The following is a 7,262-nucleotide window of genomic DNA, read 5'->3' as shown; positions in this document are numbered from 1 at the left end:
TGCGGCCCGGAAAGGATTCCGGGCTGAGCGGTTCATTTGGAGGCGCATGCCCACGCAAAGCCGTGGGCATGGCACCCGGCGCTCTGCGAACCAGAAACATGCGCGCGAAATGCGTACCAGTCGCGACGGAAGGGACTAAGGCGGACCGCCTTTTTGCGGGCCGCAACCCAAACGTTCTGCGATCCAGAAACATGCGCGCAAGCCGCACAGATATCTGGCCGTAAGGTTCTAAGGAGCTATGCGAATTGGAGGTAGGCAGGAGCTGGTACCGCCGGGCAGGCGAAGCGGAGTTCTCACTTGCCGCCCGGTGTGGGGAGTTCGGCGGACCAGCATGTTCTAAGCCGCCAGTGGTGGGCGAACGAGCACGTCGGGTGGGCTGTCAGGAGTTTTGGTTCGGCGGCGGCTCGGCTGCGGATTCCGAACTGTAGGGGTTGCTGGTCGGAGGCAACTGGTTCGAGGGGTTGTCGGACTCGTTGCCGGCGCTGGTGATCTCGTCCTCGACGGCCTTGAGCCCTTTCTTGAATTCGACCACGCTTTTTCCCAACGAACGAGCGACCTCAGGCAGCTTCTTGCCGAATATCAGGAGGCCCACCACCCCGATGATGATCCACTCGGGCCCGCCGGGGAGGCTGAGAAAGGCTATCGCGTTTGCCGTCATAGGGACTGCTCCACGCTCGGGGTGGCGGCGCGGACGCGGCTACTGCCTGGGACCCAGCCACCCCGAGGCTGTTGAGTTTTCTCCAGATGGACCATTGTAACCCGAGCGCGACCCAAATGATACACCAGGTCTCGCCCTGACCGACGAGTGTGGCGTTGCAAGGGCTGTACGTCTGCAGCGCATGACCAAGACACAAGTCCAGGTGAATGACGAAATACGAATGACGAAAGAGACTCGCCTGCAGGCCTATGTCCAGACACGGTTTATGGATGCCGCGTCAGAGAGCCTATGCCCCGGGTAACACGGGCAAGGTACGGGAGAGGCGTGGCGGGCCTGCGGCCAGCGTGCGGGCTGGCACCTGGCGGCTGGCCGAAGGGGAGTGTCGCCACGAAGCCTGTGGGGAAAAGGGCACATTGGCGGGGTGAGCGGCGGTTTCCCGTGCTTGGAGTCGTTCGTTTGGCGGGATTCCGACTCATGGCCTACAGGCAGGACGATCGGTACCGGTCGTTTGGATGGTTCAGATCACTTAAAACATTGCCGATTACTAGGTTGCGCAATTCGTTGTTTGGGTACGGTCCTGGTGTGAAGCCAAGCGCCCGGCGCTCGTATACCAGCGTGTCAACGAGATGAGGCAGTTGACGGCGAGCGCCTCGGCTGTAAGGGAGACGACATCATGACGTGTGGCAGAACCCTTGGCGTGTGTGCGGGTCTCATCGTGGCCGGCCTTGGTGGTTGGGCGATTCTGGATCTTGCGGCGAATGCGCAGACACTTCCGGCAAACGCCCCGGCCGAGGCCAAGTCGTCAGTGCGCCTGCCGGAGCCTCAAAATGTGACCTTGACCGGTCGTCTGGTTGATGTGCACAGCTTCATGACGGACAAGTACCCGGATGCCGACCGCGGCAAGACTACGGCGGATCGGCTCAAAGCCGGTGTGCCGGCGGGTTTGGACACGCCGGCCGGTCTGATCCTGCTCGGCACTGGGGCGAAGTATTCGCCGGACAAGCTTATTCCCCTGGCTTATCAGGAGGTCGAGGTCAAGGGTAAGCGTTATTACCGACGCGGCGTGTGGTACCTGGAATTCACCAGCATCAACAAGGCCAAGGCGGCGGATACCACGGGTCTGCCCGCCAAACCGGCAACGGTTCGTGATCAACCCGCCAGCGCGCCGGCGAGTTCTTGATCTTTCCTCGACTGGTGCGATCAGCAGCCATGGGGTGTGGAGGCCTTGGTGGGCATGGGCAAGGTCTGCCGGGACGAGACCGGGTTGTGGTATATTGGTGTCATGGTCGCGGGGAGCGGAGGAGAGGCTGTTGGGAAACAATCGTCGAACCATCCGGGTATGCTGGTGTGCGGGTTTCCTGTGTTACTTGGCGGGCGGCACGGCAGCGGCCGGTACGTGGGTGGCCGACAACGCCGGTCTTCGGCATTTGACTGTGATCGGGATCGGCATCTCTCCCAGTAATCCCGGCGTCATCTATATCCAGACTCGATCTCTTGGAATCTACAAGACCACCAACGGTGGACAGGTCTGGTCCAAGACCGCGACTTTCAACGGGGACAAGGGGCCGGGGTTCGATCATCTCCTGCACCAGGGACCGGCCGTCCATCCGACTGATCCGAACACTGTCTGGGTGGCCAGCGGGGGGCAAGTCTACAAGACGACCAACGGCGGGGCCTCGTGGTTTCTCTCGAGCAGCGGCACGACGCTGAGCGGAATCTGCAACGGTGTGCAGGGCGTCGTGGTGGACCCGAACGACGCGAATCATTTGTTCGCCGGTACGATCATCTCGGGGTGTGACGGCGGGGTGTTCGAGTCTACCAATGGCGGGGCCAACTGGACAAACATCGCCGGGTCGCTTGCGGGGGGCGGGGTGGGCAACGACGCATGGCCGATTGCCTTGGACGCATCCGACGTCAGTCGCCTTTATTGTGGTTCGCCGCACAACTCCGTGTACCGCTCGATCGATGGCGGTTATACGTGGGTCAACTCACCGCCGGTGACGGGCGATGCGAGCAGCTACGAAGTGGTCATCAATCCGCTTTCGCCGAACAAGATCTGGGCGGGTGCCGCCGGGGGGACCTGGCTGAGCGCGGACTACGGCGTGACCTGGGCGCGCCAAACACAATCGTTCAACAACATGCTCATTGCCGCGATTCGCTTTGCCCCGTCGAATCCGCAGGTTGTCTATGCCATCTCGGGGAACAAGATCTGGCGCAGTCTCGACAACGGCGCTACGTGGACTGCCGGCCCGGTGCTGCTCGGCGGGGCGAGAGCCATCGAGGTCGATCCGGCCGACGCGAACGTGGTTTACGTCGGCACGTGGGGTCTGGGCATGTACAAGAGCGTCGACGGCGGCCAAACCTTCATGGAGATCAACACCGGTCTGCCGCTGACGTCGCTGTTCTATGGGTTGCAGGCTTTCGCGGTGGGAGATGTGCGATACTGCATTCTCAGCGGTGATGTCATTTACAGGCGTTTGCCGGGGGAAGCCAACTGGGAATGCTATTCCATGTCGCCGGGCGATTTCGTGCGCGTCGACCGATACCGCCCCAACCGCTGGTACAGCGCGGCATTGCAGGGTGGGCTTTGGCGGTCGGTGGATTTCGGGCTGACGTGGCAGGAGATTTACCCCGAGACCGGGCCTACCGAGGTATTCGGCTTCTGGCCGGACCCGCGAACCTGCAACCGGATCTGGATCGGGGACAGCGACGGCAGCAAGGTGCTGCGAAGCGACGATGGCGGCGATACCTGGACGCAGGCGGGGACGATTCCGGCCGTCCCCAAGGGTTTCACCGTGTTTTCCGACCTGGCCGGCGACCCATTTGACCCGAACGTGGTTTTGGCCGCTGCCTGGCCAACCTACAGCAGTAACAAGCAGCACGGCTATGTCTGGCGTTCGGCGGACGGCGGCCGGACGTGGGCGCACGTGCGCGAGGGGATGTTTTACGGCGACTGGCGGATCGGCGACGGTGATTGGTACATTTCCAATTACGCGATGCACCAGCGGATCAACGTGTACTGCAACTATCGGGTGAACCTGGATCACCACACGTTCGGAAACGGCTCGTACCGGTGCCGGATGCGCATCATCAGTTCTTACAACAACGATCCGGTCAACTGGGTCGGATTCAGCATTCGCCTGAGCGACGTGGACAGCCACTGGGGTTCGTCCGGATGGCTGGTCTTTATGAGACGCAACGGCGAAGTCGCCCTCTGGAACCAAACCGACAAGACGGTTTTAAGCTCGGTCGCGGTTGCGGACCCTGCGCAGTGGACGACCATTCGGCTCGATGCATGGGGCAACCAGTTCGAGCTGTTTGTCAACGAAACCTCGATAGGGACATACACGGACCCGAATCACCGTTGGGACGGTCCGGGGTACTTCGGATTGGTGACGTGCAAGACCGAATCTGATTACGACGATGTGTTCATCGCCGCCGAGACCAATTACGCGGATGATTTCGGTGTATCGGTGCAGTATCCGGCGAGCATGGGCCGCTGGCTTGCGGCGGACGCGCACAACCCGGGGGTTTTTGCCTTGAGCACCCAGGGAGCCGGTGTGTGGCGCACGGCCGACCACGGGGCGACATGGGAGCGGATCACCGACACGGCCGGGGAGGGAAAGGTCAACTACCGGCCGATGATCTCCAGTGGCTACAGCGGCAACATCTACGTCTGTCGCGGATCGGGCTATTCGTGGTCGATTGACAACTTTCACAGCCAGGGCGCTGTCAGGCAGAAGATCGGCCAGACCCTGTCCTACAGCAGTCTGGTGCTGGGCGAGGATTGGTTGAACCCGCAACGGCTTTTTGCGGCCGTGTATGCTCAGGGGATTCTGGTGTACGAGGCCGGTGACATCATCGGCGAGCCCGCATCGCCCATTCCGGTTCGGATGGACTTCGACAAGGACGGCGACGTGGACCAGGCTGATTTCGGGCGCATGCAGGCATGCCTCACCGGAGTGGGCGTGCTGCAAATGGATCCGTTGTGCGACCGTACACTCCTGGATCACGATGACGACACGGACGCTGATGATCTGGGCATCTTTCGCGACTGCCTGAGTGGTCCTGGCCTCGAGCCCGATCCGGCCTGTGACTGCTCGGCGCCGTGAAACCCCGCAGACACTCCAGACAGACTGATCCTTGACCGCTTCAAGACGATCCTCTATCACCTAAGGCGGACCGCCTTTTTGCGGGCCGCAGCCCAAGGGCTCTGTGATCCGGAAACACGCGCGCAAGCGGCACAGACGTCTGGCCGTAAGGATTGAAAGGCGCATGCCCACGCAAAGCCGTGGGCATGGCACCCGGCGCACTGCGATCCGGAAACATGCGCGCAAGCCGCACAGATGTCCGGCCGCAAGGTTCTAAGGTTGTCGGCATGATCGGTGCATATGAGGAAAACCTGCATGAGCTCTTTCGAGAACACGCGGCTTGAGAAGGACATCTACCAGAGTCGGCCGTTCTGGCGGTGGCTGGCTCTGATCGCAGCTCTCTTGGCGTGGGGTTTCGACGGGGTTGAGCAGGGCGTATACACGATCATGACCCGGGAGGCCCTGAAGGATCTGATTCCGCAGATCTCGGACCTGGTGGCTCAGGCAAACGATCTGAAAACACAGATTGATGGCGTGCCGGAATCGGCCCAGGGCGAACTGCTCGGTCGGCTCGAACCGCTCACCAAGCAGATCGACGAGGTGGTCGGTCCGAAGTTCAGCCTATCGCTGGCGATGTGGATGTGGGGGGCGGCGGCCGGGGGCGTGTTGTTCGGGCGGCTGGGTGATCGCTTCGGGCGCGTTCGATCGCTGCTGTTGTCGGTATCGATGTATGCGGCGTTCACGGGTTTGTCGGCGTTGTCCGGGCACTGGTGGCATTTTATCGCCTGTCGGTTCTTCGGAGCGATGGGTTTGGGCGGCACGTGGCCCTTGTGCGTGGCCCTGGTGGTCGAGACCTGGCCGGAGCGACTGCGTTCCGTGCTGGCGGGGGCCATCGGCGCGGCGGCCAACGTGGGCTATTTCGTCGCGGCGACCTATTCGCGTCTCATGGTGGGTTACAGTTGGCGATGGGTGATCGGGATGGGTTTTTTCATCGGCATCAGCAGCCTGCCGCTGATCTTTTTCGTGCCCGAGCCGACCCAATGGAGAGTCTCGCGGGCCAAGAAGGAGCATTCGTCGCTCGGAGACCTGTTCTCGCGCAGCTATCGTCGATCGACGGTGGTGGGGAGCCTGCTGTCCACGGTGGCGTTGCTGGGGACGTGGGGCAGCTTCCTGTGGTTGGCGACTTACGTCGACCAGATCACGGAAGGAACGACCCATCACGGCAGCGGCAGGACGATTGTTGCGCAATGGGCGGCGTACGGGCAGATGGTCGGCGGCTTCATGGGCGGGCTTGCGGCGGGCTGGTTGGGGAATCGCCGGTCGTGGCTGCTTCTGTGTTTCGGCGCCTGGGCGACCGTCAGCGGCCTCTTTTTCTTCAATACGCATTTCAGTTGGCTGATGTTGCTGATGGGCACACTGGCCGGCTTGTTTGTCACCGGCTTTTTCGGCTGGCTGCCAAAGTTCCTGCCGGAGCTCTACCCGACGCGCATCCGGGCGAGCGGGCAGGGTTTCTGTTACAACATCGGCCGAGTGCTGACTGGTCTGGGAGTGTTCGGGGCAGGCTACCTCGTGAGTGCGTTTGGCGGCGACTACCGGCCGGCCGCCATGACCATCGCGACGGTTTATCTGCTGGGTCTTCTCGTCATCTGGTTTGCTCCGGACACCGGCGGCAAGATGCAAGAGGACGGCGTCGGGTCACCACTCGGTGGACCGGTGCCCGAACTTGAGAGGGCGGCCGCCGGGCGGGAGGAGAGCGGGTGAAGACGACAAAGCTCACGGACGTTCGCGCAGTCGGTGCATCGCTGTACTTTCTTCCGGTTCGAACGCGCGTGCCGCTGAAGTTCGGGCCGGAGACGCTGACCTATGTGACCTGTGCTCGCGCATGCGTGAAGGTGCGTGATGCTGCGGGGCGAACGGCCGAGGGTTGGGGCGAGACGCCGTTGAGCGTGCAGTGGGTCTGGCCGAGCGGGCTGACTTACGATCGCCGGCACGAGACGCTCAAGCGATTCTGCGGGATGCTGACGAAGGCGTGGGCGGAGTTCGACGTTTCGGGCCATCCGATCGAGGTGGGTCACTCATTTCAGCGGGATGTGTTGCCGGTTCTGTTGGCCGCGATCAACCGTGAGTATCTCGATCCGTCGGAGCACATGCCTTGGCTGGCGGCGCTGGTGTGCTGCTCGCCGTTCGATATCGCTCTGCATGACGCATTGGGCAGACTGGTCGATCGGCCGGTGTATCAGACCTACAGCGGCGAGTTCATGAACCGGACGCTGGCTGAGTTTCTGGAGCCGGCCGTCGGCGTCAAGGTCAGATTCTCAGGACGGTATCCGGCTGATTACCTCATCGCAGACCCGAAGAAGCGACTTGCCGCCTGGCACTTGGTCGGGGGGCTTGATCCGCTTGATGCTTCTGAATTGAGCGGTTCGGAGCCCGAGGACGGCTATCCGGTTCTTCTGCTGGACTGGATTCGCCGCGATGGACTGAAATGCCTCAAGGTCAAGCTCCGCGGCAAC

Annotated in this window: 5 protein-coding genes; 4 read left to right on the top strand and 1 reads right to left on the bottom strand. The window is 62.1% G+C overall.

All coding sequences use genetic code 11. The features are described 5' to 3' along the window. Positions 1 to 379 precede the first annotated feature (379 nt). Positions 380 to 658, bottom strand: a complete 279-nt coding sequence (locus tag PLL20_21080; GenBank protein ID HPD32495.1) for a twin-arginine translocase TatA/TatE family subunit — start codon at positions 656 to 658, stop codon at positions 380 to 382. 673 nt (positions 659 to 1,331) lie between these two features. Here PLL20_21080 and PLL20_21075 point away from each other — a divergent pair. The 4 genes from PLL20_21075 to PLL20_21060 form a co-directional block, all read left to right on the top strand. Further along, complete coding sequence (locus PLL20_21075; protein ID HPD32494.1) at positions 1,332 to 1,838, top strand: hypothetical protein; 507 nt, start codon at positions 1,332 to 1,334, stop codon at positions 1,836 to 1,838. 130 nt (positions 1,839 to 1,968) lie between these two features. After that, positions 1,969 to 4,770 (top strand): hypothetical protein, encoded by a 2,802-nt coding sequence (locus PLL20_21070; GenBank protein HPD32493.1) that lies wholly within the window; start codon positions 1,969 to 1,971, stop codon positions 4,768 to 4,770. 294 nt (positions 4,771 to 5,064) lie between these two features. Continuing rightward, positions 5,065 to 6,510 (top strand): MFS transporter, encoded by a 1,446-nt coding sequence (locus PLL20_21065; GenBank protein HPD32492.1) that lies wholly within the window; start codon positions 5,065 to 5,067, stop codon positions 6,508 to 6,510. Continuing rightward, the coding region (locus PLL20_21060) for a hypothetical protein (protein ID HPD32491.1) at positions 6,507 to 7,262 on the top strand (756 nt) is incomplete at its 3' end. The genes PLL20_21065 and PLL20_21060, both read left to right, overlap by 4 nt.

This window comes from Phycisphaerae bacterium (genome assembly GCA_035384605.1).
Taxonomy (GTDB): Bacteria; Planctomycetota; Phycisphaerae; order UBA1845; family PWPN01; genus JAUCQB01.
Note: the sequence above shows the minus strand (reverse complement) of the source record. Positions and strands in the feature narration are given on the sequence as shown.

What these genes read in the sequence shown, in the direction of transcription:
- PLL20_21075 (HPD32494.1), top strand. Translation starts at nt 1,332, where the DNA reads ATGACGTGTGGCAGAACCCTTGGCGTGTGTGCGGGTCTCATCGTGGCC.
- PLL20_21080 (HPD32495.1), bottom strand. Translation starts at nt 658, where the DNA reads ATGACGGCAAACGCGATAGCCTTTCTCAGCCTCCCCGGCGGGCCCGAG.
- PLL20_21065 (HPD32492.1), top strand. Translation starts at nt 5,065, where the DNA reads ATGAGCTCTTTCGAGAACACGCGGCTTGAGAAGGACATCTACCAGAGT.